This is a genomic window from Pseudomonas sp. NFACC04-2, assembly GCF_900119265.1.
Lineage (GTDB): Bacteria > Pseudomonadota > Gammaproteobacteria > Pseudomonadales > Pseudomonadaceae > Aquipseudomonas > Aquipseudomonas fluorescens_AA.
Map to the genome: position 1 here is coordinate 15,611 of NZ_FPJC01000036.1, position 20,309 is coordinate 35,919.

General features: G+C 64.8%; 7 protein-coding genes. 3 read left to right on the forward strand and 4 right to left on the reverse strand.

Annotation, left to right across the window (positions count from 1 at the left end; translation table 11 throughout):
- Window positions 1–91: 91 nt before the first annotated feature.
- The 4 genes from BT125_RS27360 to tam form a co-directional block, all read right to left on the reverse strand.
- Window positions 92–1,915, reverse strand: coding sequence for a glycoside hydrolase family 15 protein (locus BT125_RS27360; RefSeq protein ID WP_072412213.1), 1,824 nt, complete (start codon window positions 1,913–1,915; stop codon window positions 92–94).
- Window positions 1,908–2,708 (reverse strand): SDR family oxidoreductase, encoded by an 801-nt coding sequence (locus BT125_RS27365; protein ID WP_072412215.1) that lies wholly within the window; start codon window positions 2,706–2,708, stop codon window positions 1,908–1,910. The genes BT125_RS27360 and BT125_RS27365 overlap by 8 nt, the downstream gene beginning before the upstream one ends.
- Before the next feature lie 184 nt (window positions 2,709–2,892).
- Complete coding sequence (locus tag BT125_RS27370) at window positions 2,893–4,026, reverse strand: cupin-like domain-containing protein (RefSeq protein WP_072412217.1); 1,134 nt, start codon at window positions 4,024–4,026, stop codon at window positions 2,893–2,895.
- A gap of 92 nt (window positions 4,027–4,118) precedes the next feature.
- Window positions 4,119–4,889, reverse strand: a complete 771-nt coding sequence (gene tam / locus BT125_RS27375; RefSeq protein WP_072412219.1) for a trans-aconitate 2-methyltransferase — start codon at window positions 4,887–4,889, stop codon at window positions 4,119–4,121.
- 142 nt (window positions 4,890–5,031) lie between these two features.
- Between tam and BT125_RS27380 the strand changes: the two genes are divergently transcribed.
- From BT125_RS27380 to BT125_RS27390, 3 genes are all read left to right on the forward strand, one after another.
- Window positions 5,032–5,766: a thioesterase II family protein gene (locus tag BT125_RS27380; RefSeq protein WP_060741391.1), complete on the forward strand. Its 735-nt coding sequence runs from the start codon at window positions 5,032–5,034 to the stop codon at window positions 5,764–5,766.
- 291 nt (window positions 5,767–6,057) lie between these two features.
- Window positions 6,058–18,594, forward strand: coding sequence for a non-ribosomal peptide synthetase (locus BT125_RS27385; protein WP_072412222.1), 12,537 nt, complete (start codon window positions 6,058–6,060; stop codon window positions 18,592–18,594).
- Window positions 18,595–20,309: condensation domain-containing protein (locus BT125_RS27390; RefSeq protein WP_139271813.1), on the forward strand; the 1,715-nt coding region annotated here is incomplete at its 3' end. It abuts the gene before it with no gap.

The window sequence follows — 20,309 nt, forward strand, 5'->3', positions numbered from 1 at the left end:
TGCTCCCGCTGGGTTGCGCAGCGACCCCAGGATTCTTGCGACTGCTGCGCAGTCGAGTGGGAGCAAGCTCCCTCGCCACAGACCACTCCGCTCACGGCTGCCAATGATTCTTCTCCCCGCTCAACTTGCGGTCCAGAAAACTCGCCGCGCTGATCAACGCCAGATGGGTCAAGGCCTGGGGCGTGTTGCCCAAGTGGTAACCGTGGCTGTCGAACTCTTCGGCGTACAGCCCCAGTGGGTTGGCATAGCGCAGCAGTTGTTCGAATTCCAGCTGGGCTTTTTCCACGCGGCCGGCACGGGCCAGGCATTCGACGTACCAGAACGAGCAGGCGGCGAATGAGCCTTCGATGCCGCTGAGGCCGTCGATGGGGCTGTCGTCGTTGCGGTAGCGATAGACCATGCCGTCGCGCACCAGGTGTTTTTCGATGGCATCAAGTGTGGAGAGCCAGCGCGGGTCACGGGCGCTGACGAAGCGCACCAAGGGCATCAACAGCATCGAGCCGTCGAGGGCGGTGCTGCCCAGGCGCTGGACGAAATGCTGGTGCTCCTCGTCCCAGAAATTCGTCCAGATGTCTTGGTAGATGGCCTGGCGGGTCTCGTCCCAGCGGGCGAACGGGGCGGGCAGGGAGCGTTTTTCCGCCAGGCGGATGGCGCGGTCGACGGCGACCCAGCACATCAGTCGCGAATGCAGGAAGTGCTGCTTGTCGCCGCGCATTTCCCAGATGCCGACGTCTTTATCCTGCCAGACCTCGCACACTTGGTCGACCACGTCGACGGTGTGTTTCCAACCTTGATGGGAGATGGCTTCGCCGTATTTGTTGACCAGGTACACCGCATCCATCAGTTCGCCGAAAATATCCAATTGCACCTGCTGGTAGGCCAGGTTGCCGATGCGCACCGGCTGCGCATTGCCGAACCCGCTCAGGTGTGGCAGCTCGGTTTCCGGCAGCTCCAGCCTGCCGTCCAGGCCGTAGAGGATGTTGAGTTTGGTCGGCTGGTCACAGCAGTCGCTGACCCGCTCGCGCAACCAGCGCATGTAGGCGTTGGCTTCTTCGACGAAGCCCAGGCGCATGAACGCATAGACCGTGAACGACGCGTCACGGATCCAGGTGTAGCGGTAATCCCAGTTGCGCTCGCCGCCGCGGGTTTCCGGCAGGCCGAAGGTGGCGGCGGCCAGGATGGCGCCGTGCTTGCGCGAGGTCAGCAGCTTCAGCGCCAGGGCCGAGCGATTGACCATTTCCCGCCAGCGTCCGCGATAGTTGGATTGGCCGACCCAGCCGCGCCAGAACGCCAGGGTCCGCTCCAGGCATATCGCGCTGACGTCGTCCTGAAGGCGGGGGTCGTCGATGCCGCCCAGCAGGAACTCGGCGCTCTGGCCTTGCATAAGGGTGAACGCGGCCACCGCTGCGTTACCGTCCAGCGTCAAGGGCTGGTCGGCGCACAAGCGCAGGCTCGGTTGTCCCGGCGCCTCGAAACAGATGTGGGCACCGTCCTGGCGCGCGGTGGTGGCGGCCCGGGCATAGTCGTGACGCACCGCGCAGCGCAGGCGAAACGTCGCGCTGCCGATGGTCATGCGCACCCGGCGGATCAACACCGGCAGATCATCCTCGCTGTCGCCGATAGGCAGCAGGTCGGTGATTTCCACCACGGCGCCGTCGCTCAGCCAGCGGGTTTGCAGGACGTTGGTGTCGGGCAGGTAGATTTGTTGGCGACGGGCATCCGGCAGGTCTGGCGCGAGCTGGAAAATGCCTGCTTGCGGAGTGTCCAGCAGCGAGCAGAAGATCGACGGGCTGTCGAATTCCGGCCAGCAGAAAAAATCGACACTGCCGCGATCATTGACCAGCGCGGCGGTGCGCATGTCGCCAATGATGCCGTGGTTTTCGATGGGGCTTTGCGGTTCGTCATGATCAGCCATTGTCACGAAACCCTGGATAAAGGCTCATCCCGCCATCGATGAACAGCGTGGTGCCCACCACATAATCGGACAAGTCCGAGGCCAGCCAGACCACCGCGTTGGCGACGTCCTCCACATCGCCGACGCGACCGTAGGGAATCAGTTCCAGCAGCTTTTGCTCCTGCTCGCCCTCGGTGGCTTCGCGATTGATCGCCGTGCGGATGGCACCGGGGGCGATGCTGTTGATGCGGATGTGCTGGTGGCTGGTTTCCTGGGCCAGGCTCTGCATCAGCAGATCGACACCGCCCTTGGACGCGGCGTAATTGACGTGGCCGGCCCAGGGAATGCGCTGATGCACCGAACTCATGTGGATGATCTTGCCGGCGGCCCGGGACACGCCCTGGCGAATCCCCTGGCGGTTGAAGATCCGCAGGGCGGCTCGGGCACAGAGGAACTGGCCGGTGAGGTTGGTGCCGATCACGGTGTTCCAGTCTTCCAGGCTCATGTCGACGGCGGCGGCGTCTTTTTGCAGGCCGGAATTGGCCACCAGGATGTCCAGCGTGCCAAAGGCTTCGAGGGTTTGGGCGAACAACTGCTCGACCTCCTGTTCCTTCGACACATCGGCACCCACGGCGATGGCGCGGCCGCCGTTGGCGTTGATTTCACGGGCCAGGTCTTGGGCCGGGCCGGCGCTGGAGTGGTAGTTGAGCACCACCGCGGCACCCGCGTCGGCCAACGCCCTGGCCGAGCCTGCGCCAATGCCGGAGCTGGCGCCGGTGACCAGGGCAACCTGTCGGGCAAGGGATATCTGCATGGTCTAGCACCTTGAATTGAGGGCCTTACCTGCTGACTGGCGTGAGGTGCGCAGAGTTCATTTGGGTGAAGCGATCTTCACAATCCACTGAACACGCCACCCATGCCGAACACAAAATCTGTGGCGAGGGGATAAATCCCCTCGCCACAGATAAATCCCTCGCCACGAAAGCGGTGTTCGGCTGTTACCAACCCCGCCCCGAATTCACCCAGAAATTCACCGACAACGACGTCGACACCGACTCCACCTGATGAAACCAGCCTTCCGGCAAAAACAGCAAATCCCCAGCCTCCAGCGTCACGCGCATGAAGGTCACGTCCCGGGCGTGGGGGAAGCGTTGGTAGTCCGGCGCGTCCGGGTTGAAATCGCAGCCGTCCAGTCCGCCTTGGGGGGCCGTGGACCAGGTGCCCAGGGCTTCGCGATGGTGAGGCGCGGCGAGGGTGAAGATTTTCTGGCCCCAGACTTGGGCGAACAGGTTGTCGGTGTCGTCGCGGTGCAGCGGCGTCAGGGTGCCCTTGGGGCCGATCCAGATGCGCGGTGGGATGAACAGCGACGGGTCGAAGTAGGGCGGAAGCTTGATCTGCTCCATCAGCCGCGCTGGCAGGATATTGTTGCCCATGTAGGCCGGTGGTTCGCCGTCGGTGCCTTTGGCCGCCGGGCTGTCGAGGGAAGCGATGAAGTCGGCCATGGACGTGGAGCGAAAGTCCCTCTCGGTGGAGAAGGTCTTCTTCACGTAGTCGCCGTGGCGGGTGATGCCTTGCAGTTCGGCAAAATGCACCAGGGATTCTTCGCGGCTGAGCTTGAACAACGGCCAGTCCTGCAAGGCATCGCTGATGACCAGCGGAATGCCGTGGGGCAGGTACTGGGCGCGAAACTCCTGCACCGACAGCCCGCTGCGAGGCCGCCGTTGCACGCTGCGTTGGGTTGGCAGGCTGGCGGTGAGCTTTTCGCTGAAGCGCGGCGGGGTGGGGTAGCGCTTGTTCATGTCGACCTTTTCCACCACGCCACCGCCATGCCGGGCATGGTCGATGATCTGCGGCAGCAACGTCGCCAGGCCCATATTGCCGCCGATCTTCAGGCGACCGCTGGCGAACAGTTCTTCCACGTTGGCCATGCCGGCCATGATCCCGAGGAAGTCCTTTTCCGCCACCTCGATGGTGACGTCGGGGCGGGGGTGGCGGCCAGCCTCGGTGCGGCTGCTGGCCTTGACCTCGGACCAGTACGCCTGGTGCGGGCCGAACACGAATTGGAAGACGCCTTCGATACCAACGGCGCCGGCATTGGCGAACAGCTTGCCCAGGATGGTTTGCAGGTCCACGGCGGTCACTCTTGCGGGTTTTCGGTCTTAGCAGGTAACGAGGGCCCGGAGCAGAAATTTAGGCCCTCGTCGCTGCGTCATCGACCCCCGCCCTAGCGCGTCGCGACCATGAACACCCGGGGAAACGGCAGCAGCACGGTCCCATCGTCCAGGGCCGGATAAGCCTGTTCGATCGCCTTGAGATAGTGCGCCAGGTACTGCTCGCGTTGCGTCTCGTCCAACGGCTCGAGAAACGGCCGCAAGCCGCTGCCCTTGAACCATTCCACCACGCCTGGGGCGCCGCCGGCCAAGGGGTGATGGTAGGTGGTGCGCCACACGTCGACGCGGCTGCAGTGGGGCTTGAGGATCGAGTAATAGGTGCTGGGATCCTCCACCTCGGTACGCGAATCCGCCGCCCCGGCCAGTAGGCTGGCCCAGGGACCGTTGGCGGCGATTTCCCGCATCAAACGGTGGGAGGGCTGGTGCAGGGTGTCGGGCATCTGGATCGCCAAGCTGCCACCGGGGGCGAGTTTGCCGATCAGCGAGGGCAGCAGGGTGGCGTGGTCGGGCAGCCATTGCAGCACTGCGTTGGCGAAGATCACGTCGAACGGCCCGGGTTCATCCCATTGGCCAATGTCCGCGGTGTCGAACGCCACGGCGGGCAAGCGTTTGCGGGCGGCATCGATCATGTCGCTGGAACTGTCCAGGCCGCGCACCGTGGCGCCGCTGAAATGTTCCACCAACAGTTCGGTGGAATTGCCCGGGCCACAGCCCAGGTCGATCACCGAACGGGCCTGTGTGGGGGGAATGGCGGCGAGCAAGTCCCGGGACGGACGGGTGCGTTCCTGTTCGAAGGTGACGTATTGCTTGGCGGACCAGCCCATGGCGTTCTCCTGTGCGGCGCAGTGAGTCGAGGTCGCCAGTATAAGGTCGGACGGGAAGATGGAGCGAACGTAACGGTTTTGACTAATTTTGTGGGTTACGATCTCGTTATCTTTCCTACACGACCGATCGGAGAAAACCGCAGTGACCCAACTGACCCTGCTGTGCCTGCCTTATTCCGGCGCCAGCGCGATGGTGTACAGCCGCTGGCGGCGCAAGTTGCCGCAATGGCTGCATGTGCAACCGGTGGAGTTGCCGGGACGCGGGGCGCGCTTCGACGAGCCGCTGCACACCGACATGGGCCCGTTGGCGATGCAACTGGCGCGGGAGCTGTACCCGACACTCCAGGCCCCGTATGCTTTGTTCGGCCACAGCCTGGGCGCGCTGCTGGCCTGCGAAATCGCCCATGCCCTGCGTGAGCTCGGCAGCCCGGAACCGGTGGCGCTGTTTGCCTCCGGCACCGCGGCGCCGACGATGCGGGCCGACTACGACCGCGGTTTCGCCAAGGCGAAAACCGACGCTGAGTTGATCGAGCAACTGCGCACCCTCAACGGCACGAGCGAGGAGATCCTGGCCAATGAAGAGCTGATGGCCCTGACCTTGCCGATCCTGCGGGCCGACTTTTTGTTGTGCGGACGTTTCCAGCCGCGGCAACGGCCACTGCTCGACTGCCCGGTGCACGTGTTCGGCGGCACGACCGACAAGGCCACCACGGAGCAACTGATGGGCTGGCGCCAGGAAACCACGGGCAGCTTCTCGGTGGACATGCTGGCGGGCGGGCACTTCTTCATTCACGAGCACGAGGCCAAGGTCTTGCGGCTGATCAAGGATCAGTTGAGCGTGCATCATCGGCGGCATGGGTTGGCCATCAGCGCCTGATTGGATTCCCAGCTCATTCACATGCCTTCCCTGCATTGGCTGGGGTGATCCATCCTCTGTGGGAGCGAGCTTGCTCGCGATGGCGTCGTGTCAGTCAGCGAACAGCAAGCTGACCCAGCGCTATCGCGAGCAAGCTTGCTCCTACCTGAGGGGGCCGCATCATTCTCGAAATCTTCGTCCTGCCCCCTTCCTGACACAAATTCCCAAACGCTAATTTTTCCGGCTTGCATTCGTTTCATAGGGACGACTTGCCTTTGTGCCTTGTGCCCACTGATTCCGGATACCCCAGAAATGAATGCTGAAGACGCCTTGAAACTTGCTCGCCGGTTTATCGGGTTGCCCCTGGAAAAGCGCCGGATGTTCCTGGCCGCGTTGGACAAGGAGGGCGTGGAGTTCAGCGGTTTTCCCATTCCCCGGGGTGTCGAGGCCGAGGATCGCCAGGCGTTGTCCTATGCCCAGCAGCGCATGTGGTTTCTCTGGCAACTGGAGCCGGGCAGCGGCGCCTACAATCTGCCGGGCGCGGTGCGGCTCAAGGGGGCGTTGAGCCTGCCAGCCCTGGAGCAAGCCTTCGCCAGCCTGGTGGCTCGTCATGAAACCCTGCGCACGGTGTTCCAGCGCCAGGCCGACGACAGCCTGCTGCAAGTCCCTTCCAACGCCGCGCTGGCGATCGGGCGCCAGGACTTCAGCGCCTTGCCGGCCGCCGAGCGCGAGCAGGCGGTGCGCCAGGCTGCCGAAGCGCAATCGATGCAGCCTTTCGACCTGTCCAGCGGCCCGTTGCTGCGGGTCGAATTGCTCACCCTCGATGAGCAGGAACATGTGCTGCTGCTGACCTTGCACCACATCGTCTCCGACGGCTGGTCGATGAACGTACTGATCGACGAGTTCATCCGCTGCTACGACGCCCATGAGGCAGGCGTGGCGCCGCAACTGGCCGATTTGCCGATCCAGTACAGCGACTACGCCCTGTGGCAACGCCGCTGGCTGGAAGCTGGCGAGCAGGCGCGTCAACTCGAATATTGGCAGGCGCAATTGGGCGATGAGCATCCCGTGCTGGAACTGCCCATCGATCACCCGCGCCCGGCGATGCCCAGCTATCGCGGCACGCGCTTTGAGTTCGCGGTGGAGCCGGCATTGGCCGAGCAACTGCGCGCCACCGCCCAGCAGCACAACATCACCCTGTTCATGCTCCTGCTCGGTGCCTTCAACGTGCTGCTGCATCGCTACACCGGCCACACCGATATCCGTGTCGGCGTGCCCATCGCCAACCGCAACCGCGCCGAAACCGAAGGACTGATCGGCTTCTTCGTCAACACCCAGGTATTGCGCACCGAGCTCGGCGGCCAGACCCGTGTCGATGAGTTGTTGCGCACGGTCAAGGAAGCCGCCCTCGGCGCCCAGGCCCATCAGGACCTGCCGTTCGAACGGTTGGTGGAAGCCCTGAAACTGGAGCGCAGCCTCAGCCATACACCGCTGTTCCAGGTGATGTACAACCACCAGCCACAAGTGGCCGACATCGCCGGCCTGCGCACGGCGTCGGGCCTGGAGTTGTCGATGCTGGAATGGCAGAGCCGCACCACGCAGTTCGACCTGACCCTCGACACCTGGGAAAAGGCCGGCAAACTGCATGCGGCGCTGACCTACGCCAACGATCTGTTCGACGCCGCCACGGTTGAGCGCATGGCCCGGCACTGGACCCGGCTGTTGCACGGCATGGTCGCCGACAGCCGCGCGCTCGTCGGTGAATTGCCGCTGCTGGAAGCCGATGAGTACCAACGCCTGATCCATGACTGGAACCCGGTGGATGCGCCGTTCGACCAGGTGCTGTGCATCCACCAGATGATTGCTCGCCAGGCCCAGGCTACGCCGGATGCACTGGCGGTGACCTTCGCCAACATCCGACTGACCTACAGCGAACTCGACAGCCGCGCCAATCGCCTGGCCCACAAACTCATCGAATTGGGCGTGGGCCCGGAAGTACGCGTGGGCGTGGCGATGCCGCGCTCCGAGCACCTGCTGATCGCCTTGCTGGCGGTGCTCAAGGCCGGCGGCGCCTACGTGCCGCTGGACCCGGACTACCCGGCCGAGCGCGTGACCTACATGCTCGATGACAGCCGCGCCCGGGTCTTGCTGACCGAACAGGCGGTGGCGGCGACGCTGGACGTGCCGGCCGAAACCGCCGTGCTGATGCTGGATCGGATTGAGCTGGGGCAGTACCCACTGGGTGCACCGTTCACCCACGTCACGCCAGACAACCTCGCCTACGTGATCTACACCTCCGGCTCCACCGGTAAGCCCAAGGGCGTGGCGATTGCCCATCGCAACGTGCTGGCGCTGATCGATTGGTCCCGATCGGTCTACAGCCGCGACGACATCCAGGGCGTACTCGCCTCCACGTCGGTGTGCTTCGACTTGTCGGTGTGGGAACTGTTAGTGACCCTGGCCAACGGCGGCTCGCTGATCATCGCCCGCAATGCCCTGGAGTTGCCGCAATTGCCGGCCCGGGACCAGGTGCGGCTGATCAACACAGTGCCCTCGGCGATTGCCGCGTTGCAGCGCAGTGGCGAGATCCCGGCTAGCGTGCGCATCATCAACCTCGCTGGTGAGCCACTGAAGCAAAGCCTGGTGGATGCGCTTTACCAACAATCCCCTTCCTGTGGGAGCGAGCTTGCTCGCGATAGCGGCGGGTCAGCCCCCCATGGGCCAACTGACAGGGCGCCATCGCGAACAAGCTTAGAGCATGTCTACGACCTCTACGGCCCCTCGGAAGACACCACCTATTCCACCTGGACCCGGCGCACCGCTGGCGGCACGGCGAACATCGGTCGGCCCCTCAAGCACACCGCCAGCTATCTGCTGGACGCCGACCTGCAACCGGTGCCCCAGGGCGTCTCGGCGGAGCTGTACCTGAGCGGCGCAGGCATCACCCGTGGTTACCTCAGCCGTGCCGCGATGACTGCCGAGAAGTACGTGCCAAACCCGTTTTCGACCCGTGGCGAACGCTTGTATCGCACCGGCGACCTGACCCGTTACCAGGCCGACGGCGCCTTGCAATACGTCGGTCGCATCGACCATCAGGTCAAGGTCCGCGGCTTCCGTATCGAACTGGGGGAAATCGAAGCGCGCCTGCTGCAACAACCCCAGGTGCGCGAATTGGCGGTGCTGGCCCAGGACGGCGAGCACGGCCAGCAACTGGTGGCTTTCATCGTCCCGAGCGAGGCCGCGGTGCTGACCGAGGCCGACGGCCAAGTGCAATTGCGCGAAACCCTCAAGGCCGCCCTGCGCGAACACCTGCCGGACTACATGGTGCCGGCCTACCTGGTGTTCCTCCCGCAACTGCCGCTGACCCCCAACGGCAAGCTCGACCGCAAGGCGTTGCCGGCCATTGACGGCAGCGAGCAGCAGCGTGAATTCGTCGCGCCCCACAGCCCAATGGAAAAAGCCCTGGCGGCGATCTGGCAGGACGTGCTGAACCTCGACAGCATCGGCCTGGAAGACAACTTCTTCGAGCTGGGCGGTGATTCCATCGTCGCCATGCAAGTGGTCAGCCGTGCGCGGCAAGCCGGGATCGTGCTCAATCCCAAGGCCCTGTTCCAATACCAGACCCTGCGCAGTCTGGCGCTCGCAGCGCGCCAGGGCGACAGCCAGGCGATCGATCAGGGCCTGGCACGCGGTGCGGTGCCGTTGACGCCGGTGCAGCAGTGGTTCTTCGAGCGCGACATTCCCGAGCGGCAACACTGGAACCAGTCGCTGCTGCTGGTGCCGGGCGAACACCTTGATACCGTGGCATTGGCCTCGGCCCTGGCCCGCTTGGCTGAGCACCATGACAGCCTGCGCCTGCGCTTTACCCAGGTGAACGGCCAATGGCAGCAAGCCTATGCCGAGCCGTCGGCGGCCAGTTTGTTGTGGCAGCGTCAGGCGACCTCGGTCGAACAACTCAACGCCCTGTGCGACGACGCCCAGCGCAGCCTCGACCTGGAAGACGGGCCCCTGTTGCGGGCGTTGCTGGTGGACATGGTCGACGGTAGCCAGCGCTTGCTACTGGCGATCCATCACCTGGTGGTGGACGGTGTTTCCTGGCGCGTGCTACTGGACGATCTGCAACATTTCTACCGCCAACTGCAGGCCGACCAGGCGATCCAGGTGCCGGCCAAGACCAGCGCTTATGGACAATGGGCCGCGCACCTGCACGGGCATCTCGATGGCTTCATGGGCAGCCTCGATTACTGGCGCGCCCAAAGCCAGGCGCCGGCCGGCAACGGCTTGCCGTGCGATTACCCCGAGCGCCTGCTGCTGGCGTGTGACGAGCGCAAAGTCCAGGTGAAACTGGACGCCGAACAGACCCGCCGACTGCTGCAACAGGCGCCCAAGGCCTACCGCACCCAGGTCAATGATCTGCTGCTGACGGCCCTGGCCCGTACGGTGTGCCGTTGGACCGGCCAGGACAGCACACTGATCCAGCTCGAAGGCCATGGCCGCGAAGCGCTGTTCGATGGCGTTGACTTGACCCGCACCGTCGGCTGGTTCACCAGCCTGTTCCCGGTCAGCCTCAGCCCGGCGCCGGCATTGAGTGCGTCGGTCAAGGCCATCAAGGAACAACTGCGCGCCGTGCCGGACAAGGGCCTGGGTTATGGCGTGCTGCGCTACCTGGGCGAACCGGCGGTGCGTGCCGAGCTGGCGGCCTTGCCGGCGCCGCGCATCACCTTCAACTACCTGGGCCAGTTCGACCGGCAGTTCGACGACGGCGCGCTGTTTGTTCCCTCTGGCGAAGGCAGTGGCGCGGCGCAAGATGCCCGGGCACCGCTGGCGAATTGGTTGACGGTGGAAGGTCAGGTCTATGGCGGCGAGCTGTCCCTGAACTGGGGTTTCAGCGAGCGGATGTTCAAGCAGCAGACCATCGAGACATTGGCCGCTGACTACCTCGCTGAACTGAGGGCATTGATCGAACACTGCTGCGCGCTGGAAACGCCACAGGCCACGCCATCGGACTTCCCCCTGGCCCGCATCAGCCAGGCGCAACTCGACAGCCTGCCGGTGGCCGCCGGGCAGTTGGACGACCTCTATCCGCTGTCGCCAATGCAACAGGGCTTGCTGTTCCACACCTTGTACGAGCAGGCGGCAGGGGAATACATCAACCAGTTGCGCGTGGACGTGCAGGGCCTCGATCCACAACGCTTCGCCGATGCCTGGCAGGCCACCCTCGACGCCCAGGACATCCTGCGCAGCGGTTTTGTCTGGCAGGGCGATCTCGAGCAACCATTGCAGATCGTCCATCGCCAGGTCGAGTTGCCGTTCACGCGGTTGGATTGGCGTGAACGCGACAACCTCAGGGAAGCCCTGGATGAACGCGCCGCCGCCGAGCGCCGGCAGGGCTTCGACCTGGCCCGGGCACCGTTGCTGCGCCTGGTGCTGGTGCAGACCGAGGCCGAGCGCTGGCACTTGATCTACACCCATCACCACATCCTGATGGACGGCTGGAGCAACGCCCAATTGCTGGGTGAAGTCTTGCAGCGCTACAGCGGTCGCTTGCCCAAGGCCAATGTCGGGCGTTATCGCGATTACATCGCCTGGCTGCAACGCCAGGACGCTCAACTGAGCGAGGCGTTCTGGACCGGTCAGATGGCCACCCTGCAAGAGCCGACGCGGTTGGCGCGCGTCATGTCCGCCAGCGAAATCCACAGCGGTCATGGCGATCATTTCCAGACCCTGGACGCAACCCGCACCCAGGCCCTGGAACAGTTCGCCCGCCAACAGAAAGTCACCCTCAACACCCTGGTGCAAGCGGCGTGGCTGTTGCTGCTGCAACGCTACACCGGCCATGACAGCGTCGCCTTCGGTGCCACCGTGGCCGGGCGTCCGGCGGATTTGCCGGGTATCGAGCAACAGGTCGGCCTGTTCATCAACACCTTGCCGGTGATCGCCACGCCACGTCCGGACGAGTCCGTCGGTGCCTGGCTGCAAGCCGTGCAGGCACAGAACCTGAGCCTGCGGGAGTTCGAGCACACGCCGTTGGCGGACATCCAGCGCTGGGCCGGCCAGGGCGGCGAGGCGCTGTTCGACAACATCCTGGTGTTCGAGAACTACCCGATTGCCCAGGCCCTGGCAGAAGGCGCCGGGCAGGGCGCGGTGTTTGGCGAAGTCAGCCACCTGGAGCAAACCCATTACCCGTTGAGCGTGGCGGTGACCCTCGGCGAGACGCTGGCGCTGCACTACAGTTTCGACCGGGCGCATTTCAGCCCGGCGGCCATCGACGGCATCAGTGCGCAGCTGTTGCATTTGTTGGAACGCTTCGCCGAGTCGGCGGCGCGCAACCTCGGGCAAATCGCCTTGGTCAGCGCCGAGGAACAGGCCCGGCAACAGGCCGCCAATCATGCGCAGCCGTACCCGACCGACATCGCCGTGCATCAGCGCATCGCCGATCTGGCGGCGCGCAAGCCCGACGCGACGGCGGTGATCTTCGACGGCCAGCGTTTCAGCTATGGCGACCTCGACCGGCGCGCCAACCAGTTGGCCCACGCCTTGATTGCCCGTGGTGTGGCCCCGGAAACCCGGGTTGGCGTGGCCCTGGCGCGCAGCGAAGGGGTGATCGTCGCGCTGCTGGCAGTGCTCAAGGCCGGCGCGGCCTATGTGCCGCTGGACACCAGTTACCCACGGGAACGCCTGGCGTACCTGATCGAGGATTCGGGGCTGGCGCTGTTGCTCACCGATTCCCAGGTGTCGGCGCAGTTGCCCCTGGACGGCGCCGCCCAGGTGCTGGAACTCGATCGCCTGGACTTGAGCCTGCAACCGCTGGAGGCGCCGTCCGTTCAGGTCGATCCGCAGAACCTGGCCTACGTGATCTACACCTCCGGCTCCACCGGCAACCCCAAAGGCGTGAGCGTGGCCCACGGTCCCCTGGCGATGCACTGCCAGGCCATCGGTGAGCGCTATGAAATGCAGGGCAGCGATTGCGAATTCCACTTCATGTCCTTCGCCTTCGACGGTGCCCACGAACGCTGGCTTACCAGCCTGACCCATGGTGCTTCGCTGCTGATCCGTGACGACAGCCTGTGGACCCCGGAGCAGACCTACAACGCGATGCGCGAGCACGGCGTGACCGTGGTGGCGTTCCCGCCGGTGTACTTGCAACAACTGGCCGAGCACGCCGAGCGCGAGGGCAACCCGCCGAAAGTGCGCATCTACTGCTTTGGCGGCGATGCGGTGCCCAATGCCAGCTTCGAACGGGTCAAGCGCGCCCTCGATCCGGACTACATCATCAACGGCTACGGCCCGACCGAAACCGTGGTCACCCCGTTGATCTGGAAGGCCGGCCGCGATGTGGCATGTGGCGCCGCCTATGCACCCATCGGCAGCCGCATCGGCGATCGCAGCGCCTACGTGCTCGACGCCGACTTGAACCTGCTCCCCCAAGGCATGGCCGGAGAGCTGTACCTGGGCGGCACCGGGCTGGCGCGGGGCTACCTGAATCGTCCGGGCCTGACGGCCGAGCGGTTTGTCGCCGATCCGTTCAGCCGCAGCGGTGGCTTGCTCTACCGCACCGGCGACCTGGTGCGCCAACGCGTCGATGGCACCTTCGATTACCTGGACCGCATCGACAACCAAGTGAAGATCCGCGGCTTCCGCATCGAACTGGGTGAAGTCGAAGCCAGCCTGCAAGCCCTCGACGGCGTTCGCGAGGCGGTGGTGGTGGCCCAGGAAGGGGCTGCTGGCAGTGGCAAGCGTCTGGTTGCCTATGTGGTAGCCGATGAATTCGTGGGTGATGCTTTCGCCGAACACTTGCGTGACCAGCTCAAGGCGACTTTGCCGGCGCACATGGTCCCGGCCTATCTACTGCTGCTCGAACGCCTGCCGCTGACCCCCAACGGCAAGCTCGACCGCAAGAACCTGCCCAAGCCCGACGTCAGTCAATTGCAGCAAACCTATGTAGCACCGCGCAGCCCGTTGGAACAGCAACTGGTGTCGATCTGGCAGGACGTGCTCAAGCTCGCGCAAGTGGGCCTGCAGGACAACTTCTTCGAACTGGGCGGCGATTCCATCGTCTCGATCCAGGTGGTCAGCCGCGCTCGCCAGGCCGGTATCCACTTCACTCCCAAGGACTTGTTCCAGCACCAGACCATCGAGGCGCTGGCGGCGGTGGCCCAGACGGGCGCAGCGCTGCAAGCGATCGACCAACGACCGGTCACTGGCGAAACGGCGCTGCTGCCGATTCACCAGTGGTTCTTCGCCCAGGCGATTCCTGACCGTCATCACTGGAACCAGTCGGTGATGCTCAAGCCGACCCAAGCGCTGGATGCCCAGGCGCTGGAGCAGGTCTTGGACGCCCTGGTCGCGCACCACGACAGCCTGCGCCTGGCCTTCATCGAGCAGGCCGGAGGCTGGACGGCGCGCTACCGTGACGGGGTGGCCGACGGGGTTGTCTGGCAAGCCGACGTCGCCGATCTCGCCACGCTGCAAGCCCTGGGCGATCAGGCCCAGCGCAGCCTGCAACTGGACGGCGGCTCGCTGATCCGCGCGGTGCTGGCGAACCTCGCCGATGGTACCCAGCGTCTGCTGCTGATCGTGCATCACCTGGTGGTCGACGGGGTGTCCTGGCGGATCCTCGTCGAAGACCTGCAAACGGCTTATCGGCAGGCACTGACCGGTGCCACCGTGCAGCTACCGGCCAAGACCAGCGCGATCCAAGCCTGGGCCGAAGCGTTGCAGGGCTACGCCCGCAGCGCATCCCTGCAGGCCGAACTGGACTTCTGGCAGCAGCAGTTGCAAGGCGCCTCCACGGCGTTGCCATGGGATAACCCCCAGGGCGGGCAGCAACAGGCTCAGGCCATGACAGTCCGCACGTCACTGGACAAGTCCCTCACCCGGCAACTGTTGCAGCAAGCCCCGGCGGCCTATCGCACCCAGGTCAATGACCTGTTGCTCACCGCCTTGGCGCGAGTGATGGTGCGCTGGACCGGCGCTGACAGCGTGGTGGTGCAACTCGAAGGCCATGGTCGCGAAGAACTGTTCGAACACATCGACCTGACCCGCACGGTCGGCTGGTTCACCAGCTTGTTCCCGGCCCGTTTGACACCTGCTGCCGACCTCGGTGCTTCGCTGAAGCAGATCAAGGAACAGCTGCGCGCCATCCCCCACAAGGGCATCGGTTTCGGTGCCTTGGCGCACCTGGGCGATGCGCTGGCACGGCAAGCGTTGCAGGGCTTGCCAACGCCGCAACTGACCTTCAACTACCTCGGCCAGTTCGATGGCAGTTTCGCGGCGACTGACGATGCCCTGTTCGTGCCCACCGCCGAGCAGGGCGGTGAAGAGCTGAACATGCAGGGCCCGCTGGGCAGTCCGCTGGCGCTGGACGGCAAAGTGTTCGGCGGCGAGCTGGACTTGAGCTGGACCTTCAGCGGCGACCTGTTCAACGTCGCGACCATCCAGCGCCTGGCCGATGACTACCTGCAAGAACTCACCGCGCTCATTCTCCATTGCTGCGACAGCCAGCACCGTGGCGTGACGCCGTCGGACTTCCCGCTGGCGCGGCTGTCCCAGGCGCAATTGGACACGTTGGTCCGAGCACCTCAGGCTGTCGACGACATCTACCCGCTGTCGCCGATGCAACAGGGCATGCTGTTCCATTCCTTGCTCGGCCACGGCAGTGGCGATTACATCAACCAGATGCGCCTTGACGTGGAGGGCGTCGATCCCCAGCGTTTCCGCGCCGCCTGGCAGGCGGTGGTCGATGCCCATGACATTCTGCGTACCGGGTTCTTCTGGCAAGGCGACCTGGAGCAGCCGGTGCAAATCGTCCAGCGTCAGGTCGAGGTGCCGTTCCGTGTGCTGGACTGGAACGGGCGGACGGATATCGACGACGCCTTGCAAACCCTCGCCGACGAAGAACGGGTCCAAGGTGTGGACCTGACCCAGGCGCCGTTGATGCGCCTGGTGCTGGTGCGCACCGGTACGGATCGGCATCACCTGATCTACACCAACCATCACATCCTGATGGATGGCTGGAGCAGCGCGCAGTTGCTCGGCGAAGTGTTGCAGCACTACCGCGGCGACAGCGTGGCACGCCCGGCGGGCCGTTATCGCGATTACATCGCCTGGCTGCAACGCCAGGACGCGGGCCTCGGCGAAGGGTTCTGGACGCAACAGCTGCGCACGCTGGATGAGCCGGTACGCCTGGCCCAAGCGTTTGCGCGCCCGGCACAGGACATCTCGGCGAAGCTGTACGGCCATCACCGCATGCAGTTGGATGGGATGCAGACCCGACGCCTGGCCGAGTTCGCCCGCGAGGCCAAAGTCACGGTCAACACCCTGGTGCAAGCGGCCTGGTTGTTGCTGTTGCAACGCTACACCGGCAAGGCCAGTGTGGCGTTCGGCGCGACGGTGGCGGGGCGGCCGGCGGACCTGGTGGGCGTCGAGGGCCAGATCGGCCTGTTCATCAACACCTTGCCGGTCATTGCCAGCCCGCGTCCGGAACAGGACATGAGCGACTGGCTGCACAGCGTCCAGGCGCAGAACCTGGCCTTGCGCGAGTTCGAGCACACGGCGCTGTTCGACATCCAGCGCTGGGCCGGCCTGGGTGGCGAAGCCTTGTTCGACAACATCCTGGTATTCGAGAACTACCCGATTTCCGAAGCCTTGGCACACGGTGCGCCTGAAGGCTTGCGTTTCGGTGCCGTGGACAACCTGGAACAGACCAACTACCCGCTGACCCTGCTGGTCAGCCTCGGTGCCGAGCTGGCGGTGCAGTTCAGCTACCAGTGCGCGCGTTTCACCGAGGCCTCGGTCGAGCAGATCGGCGTGTACCTGCAACGCTTGCTGCTGCAAATGATCGACGCCGGGCAACGGCCCCTGGGCGAACTGAGCGTGCTCGACGAGCGCGAAACCCGCCAGCACGTGCAAGGCTGGAACGCCACCGTGGCGGAATATCCCCAGGCGCGCTGCGTCCATCGGCTGTTCGAGGCCCAGGCCCGGCAAATGCCGGATGCCACGGCGCTGGTGTTCGCCGATCAGGTGCTGAGCTATGGCGAACTCAATGTCCGGGCCAACCGTTTGGCCCATCGCTTGATCGAGGAGGGCGTGGGGCCCGATCGGTTGGTCGGTGTGGCGCTGGAGCGTGGGGTGGACATGATTGTCGCCTTGCTGGCGATCCTCAAGGCCGGTGGCGCCTACCTGCCGCTGGACCCGACGTTCCCCCAGGATCGCCTGGCCTACATGATCGAAGACAGCGGCATCGAACTGCTGTTGACCCAAAGTTCATTGCTCAACCAGTTCTGTGGGAGCGAGCTTGCTCGCGATAGCGGTGGTTCAGTCAATGATGATGTTGAAGGTGAGGGCCTCATCGCGAGCAAGCTCGCTCCCACAGGGGGCGGTATTGGCATTAAGACATTGGTGTTGGATCAGGAGGGTGACTGGCTCGACGGTTATGCCTGCGAGGCGCCGGTGACACGCTTGGATGCGGAGCACCTGGCCTACGCCATCTACACCTCGGGTTCCACCGGCAAGCCCAAGGGCGTGATGGTGCGTCATGGGGCGCTGGTGAATTTTGTCGCCAGCATGGCTCGTGAACCGGGCATCGCCGCCAATGACCGGGTGCTGTCGCTGACCACGTTCTCGTTCGACATCTTCGGCCTGGAACTCTACGGCGCACTGCTGAGCGGTGCCTGCGTGGTGCTGGTGGACAAGCAGAGTGCCCACGACCCCGAAGCGCTGCTCAAGACCATCGACCGGCAACAGGTCAGCGTGGTCCAGGCCACGCCCTCGACCTGGCGGATGTTGCTCGACCACCCGGCGTCCGGTTTGTTGGCCGGACGCAAATGCCTGTGCGGTGGCGAGGCGTTGGCCGAGGACCTGGCCGAGCGGTTGCTCGATGTCGCCGGCGAGGTCTGGAACCTGTATGGCCCGACCGAAACCACCATCTGGTCGGCGGCCTACCGCTTGACTCAAGAGCAACGCGTGCCGTACCTCGGCCGGCCGATCGCCAACACGTCGCTGTACATCGTCGGCGATCACTTCGCGCCGAACCCGGTCGGGCTGATCGGCGAATTGCTGATTGGTGGTGACGGCCTGGCCCGGGGTTACCACGGCCGGGCGGCGCTGACCGCCGAGCGATTCCTGCCGGACCCGTTCGGCAATGGCGCGCGGGTGTACCGCACCGGTGACCTGGCGCGCCAGCGTGGCGACGGCGTGATCGAGTACATCGGCCGGGTCGACCATCAGGTGAAGATCCGCGGCTTCCGCATCGAACTGGGGGAAATCGAAGCCTGCCTGCTGGCCCAGGAAGCGATCCGCGAAGCCGTGGTGGTGCCGCAACCCTGGCCGGGGGGCCTGCAGTTGGTGGCGTATCTGGTGGCCACCGATTCAGAGACTGCCGAACCCACGGCCCTGCGCGAAACCCTCAAGGCGCAGCTCACGCCCCTGCTGCCCGACTACATGATGCCGGCGCACTGGTTGCTGCTCAAACGCTTGCCGTTGACCCCCAACGGCAAGCTCGACCGCAAGGCCTTGCCGCTGCCGGACGCCCAGCAACTGCTGCGTGCCTACGTGGCGCCACAAGGCGCGCTCGAACAGGGCATCGCCGACATCTGGCAAGACGTGCTCAAACTCGAACGGGTAGGGCGCGACGACAACTTCTTTGAGCTGGGTGGGCATTCCCTGCTGGCGACGCAAGCGACGGCGCGCCTGCAAATGGAACAGGGCGCCGCGGTGCCCCTGGACTTGCTGTTCAGCACCACATCCCTGGCCGACTACGCCGCACAACTGGCGGCCCACCTGACCCCTCACTCCAGCGCAGACCTGAGTGAGATGCATGACTTCCTGGCAGACCTGGAGACCCTTTGAATGACTCAGCTCGATAACCTGTCTCTGGTTCAGCGATTCATCCGTTTACCGCTCGCCCAACGGCAAGCGTTTCTGCACAAACTGCACAGCAAAAACATGAGCCTGGCGGCGTTGCCGATCCCGGCGATGCGCGACGAGTTCGAGACCCTCGACCTGTCCTACGCCCAGGAGCGCCAGTGGTTCCTCTGGCAACTGGACCGCCACAGCGCCGCCTACCACGTGCCCACGGCGCTACGCCTGCGCGGCGCCCTCGACCTGCCTGCGCTGCAACGCAGCTTCGACGCCTTGCTGGCCCGTCACGACGTGCTGCGCACGGTGTTCGTCGACGGCGGGCAAGGGCCCCGACAAGTGGTGCAGGCGTGTATGAGCCTGGCGATCGAGCCGGAGGTGTTGCTGGACGAGTCCGCACTCACCGCCCTGATCGATGACGAAATCGCCGGGCTGTTCGACCTGCAGCAAGGGCCGCTGCTGCGGGTCAAGCTGCTGCAACTGGCAGCGGACGACCACGTGCTGGTGCTGACCCAGCACCACATCATTTGCGATGGCGCGTCCGCTCGGATCATGGTCAACGACCTGGTCCGGCTCTACGCCGCCCACCGCAGCGGTGAGGCGCCGACCCTGGCAGCCTTGCCGATCCAATACGCCGACTATGCGATCTGGCAGCGCAAATGGATGGAGGCCGGCGAGCTGGAGCGGCAACTGGCCTACTGGACCGAACGGCTGGGCGATGGCGGCGAAGTCCTGCTGTTGCCGACGGACCGCCCGCGCCCTGCGGTGCAGAGCCATCGCGGCGCACGCCTGGACCTGCGCTTCGACGCCGGGCTGACCCAGGGCCTGAAACACCTGGCCCAGCGCGAAGCCTCGACGCTGTTCATGGTCTTGCTGGCGTCGTTCCAGGCCTTGTTGCACCGCTACAGCGGCCAGTCGGACATCCGCGTCGGTGTGCCGGTCGCCAACCGCAATCGCCCGGAAACCGAAGGCCTGATCGGCTTTTTTGTCAACACCCAGGTACTCAATGCCCAGGTGCGGGGCGACCTGCCTTTCGATCAATTGCTGGCCCATGTCAAGCAGGCTTCGCTGGGGGCACAAGCCCATCAAGACCTGCCGTTCGAACAGTTGGTGCAGGCCTTGGCGCCGCAGCGACAGGCGAGCCATAGCCCGCTGTTCCAGGTGATGTTCAACCACCAGAGCAGCGGCGCGGCTCAAGCCCTGCAACTGCCGGGGTTGCAGGTCGAGAGTCTGGATTGGCGTTCCCACACCGCCCAGTTCGATTTGATCCTCGACATTCACGAGACCGACGGTGAGCTGGTCGGGTCCCTGAGTTACGCCACCGACCTGTTCGACGCCGGCACCGTGCAATACATGGCCGAACACTGGCTGAACCTGCTGCACGGCATCGTCGCCGATCCCCGCCGACGCATCGGTGAATTGCCGCTGCTGACGGCCGCCGAACAACAGCAACACATCGCCCAATGGAACCCTGCGCCGAACAGCTTCCCGGGCGAGGCCTGCCTGCATCAGCGCATCGCCGAACAGGCACGTTTGCGGCCTGACGCCATCGCCTTGCGTTGCAACGCCCAAACCCTGACCTACGGCGAGCTCAACGCCCAGGCCAACCGCCGCGCCCATCAGTTGATCGCCCACGGCGTCGGCCCGGATGTGCTGGTGGGATTGGCCGCCGAGCGCGGTTTCGACATGCTGGTGGGCCTGCTGGC